Below are 2,523 nucleotides of genomic sequence, written 5' to 3'. Positions count from 1 at the left end.
GTGATAAGTGATCTTCCCCGGACACTCGAAGGTGATGTCCCCATCCTGCAGCGTGATCGACGCGCCCTGCGCCGTCGCGATGCGGATCTTCTTCTTGGCCGCGAACTCCACCGTCTGGTCGGTGCTGGCGATCTTCAGCGCGTCCTTGGCCTGCACGCGCAACTCGTCGTGCTGCGCCTGGAAGTCCAGGTCGTCGTTGCCCGCGATGACCGACAGGCCTGTGTCTGCATCGGCCTTCTGCGCCCCGGCCAGCACGCCGATGGCCTGACCGCTGTGCACGCGCAGCACGTCGGCCAGCGCCAGGTTGATGTCGCTGCCGCTGGCCAGCGTGGCGGTCTCGCCGCTGACGACCTGCAGCTGCTGACCCGCCACCATCGCCAGGCCGCCGCGCGCGGCCAGCGCGATCACGGCGTCGCTGGTGTGCGGCACCTTGCCTTCGCCGGTGGCGATGGCCTTGTCTGCTGCGTCCGCGTAGGCGGCATCGAGCGCATCCGCAGCGACCATGCCGCTGGCGGTGCGCTCCATCGCGGCGTAGGGCGAGCGCTCCTTGTCCAACTGGGATTCGTTGGCCTTGCCGGCCCCGATGTGCCCGGCCAGCTGCACGGTCTCGTGGGTCTTGGCCGCATCGCTCAGGGCCTGGCTCAGCTGCTGCACCTGCTTGAGCAGCGCCATGCCGGCGGCGAAGTCGCCCACAGGTTCGAGCTTCTGGCCGCCTGCGCCGTGGTAGGTGCTCAGCAAGACGCCCTTGCCGCCGCGCAGGGCCGCGTAGCCGTCGGTGCGCAGCTCCAGGCCCTGGCCTCGAAAGCTGCCGCGGAAGTTGTCGGCCTGGTGGATCAGGTGGCCCAGGTTCAGCTGGCTGTGGGCGGTGCTCGCATGCAGCTGCACGCGCAGCTGCTGGCTCGAATCGTCGAACACCAGCTGGCTGAAGCCCTCGCCGCCGAACTCCTTGGTCTTGAAGCCGCTCAGGGCGGCCGCGTTGCGGTGACCCTTGTCGTCGGCGCTGGCGCCGTGCCAGGGCGGGGCGTGGCCGGCCGCGAGGTTGGCCTGGGCGCTGGGCGAGGCGTTGCCGGCTTGGGCGAAGACATCTTCATTGGTTTCACCGGCGCGCGATGCGCCGCCGGGCGTGGGGGCGATGCCGCCGTCGCCGCGGCCGTTGTACAGCGCACCGACGATGACGGGCTGGTCCACATCGAGGTCGACGAACTTGACCAGCACTTCCTGCCCGATGCGCGGCAGCCACTGCCAGCCCATGCCGGGACCGGCCTGGCGTTGGGCCACGCGGATCCAGCGGGTGCTGCGGTTGTCCTGGGCGTTGTCACCGTTGCTGCTGTTGCCGTTGCTGCTGTTGCCGTTGTCGCTCGATCTGTTCTGCCAGTGGAAGCGCACGCGCACGTCGCCGCGGTCGTTGCAGTACAGCTCGTCGGCACCGTTGGGCGAGGTCTCGCCCGAAGGCCCGACCACGATGGCGCTGTGCACGCCGCTGGCCGTGGGCCTGGCGTGCAGGCGGGCACCGTCGGCCGCCGCCAGGGCCGGGCGCCAGGGGCGAGGGGCGTGCACGCCGGAGAAGCTGTTGGCGTAACCCTGGGCCTGGGCGGTGGCCAGGCTCTGGGGCTGCGGGTGGATAGTGTTGTTGTGCGTGCCTGTGGCTGCAGACACCAGCCCGAACACATCGGCCTCGGCCGTCACAGGGGCGCACGGCTGGTCGAACACGAGGTGCTCCGTCAGCGCACCCAGCTGCGCCGCAATCGATGCGGCCGTGTCCTTGGGCAGGTTGTTGATGCCCACGTGTTCGACGGTGTCCAGCAGCAGCGCGGGCTTGGCCTGCAGCCCGAGTGCGGGCGCGTCGTCGATCTCGATGCGCGTGCCCGCGCGCAGGGTGCGCACGGTGCTGTGGCCCAGCATCAGGTCCGCGCGGCATTCGGCCGCTTCCATCATCAATGCGGCGTAGCGCTCGACGGTGCGGTTGGTGTCCCAGCCGCGGCTGCGGTCGTTCAGGCCGAGCACGTCGTCGTACTCCAGGCGCGGGGCGTTCTTGCCGCCGACCGGAAAGCGCGCCGGGGCGCTGCCTGTGAGCTGGCGCTTGCCGTCGACATTCCAGGCGCTCAAATGCACCTGGGCCACCGACTGGCGCATGCGCCGCACCAGCGCCTGCACGGCGTCGCTGCGCTCCTGGGAGCTCTTGCGGTGAAAGCGAACGGGCGAGCCCGCATCGGCGGGCTGGGTGTCGTTGGACGAGAAGATCACGAGCTTGTGGCCCGTCGGGGCCTGGGCGTCTTCCTCGATGCGCCAGGCCAGGCCTTCTTCGGCCAGCAGGCGCGAGAAGAAGTCGTAGTCGCTCTCGCGGTACTGGGTGCAGTAGGTGCGAACGGGGGCGTCGGCGAGGAAGCTGTTCACTTCGGAGGAGAAGGCCCAGCTGCCGGCTTCGGCGTACGGGGCGAGCACGCGCTCGATGATGTCGGCGACGCTGCGTTGCTGGAAGACCTGGCTGCGCCCTTGCTGGGTGGCCAGCCAGAGCCAGGGCAC

At 70.0% G+C, this 2,523-nt stretch carries 1 protein-coding gene; it reads right to left on the bottom strand.

The window, feature by feature from the left end; translation table 11 throughout:
* On the bottom strand, positions 1-2,523 hold a 2,523-nt coding region (locus AC07SQ_RS30500; protein WP_495273659.1), incomplete at both ends, for a type VI secretion system Vgr family protein.

The organism is Variovorax sp. GW821-FHT06D12, from assembly GCF_059419205.1.
Note: the sequence above shows the minus strand (reverse complement) of the source record. Positions and strands in the feature narration are given on the sequence as shown.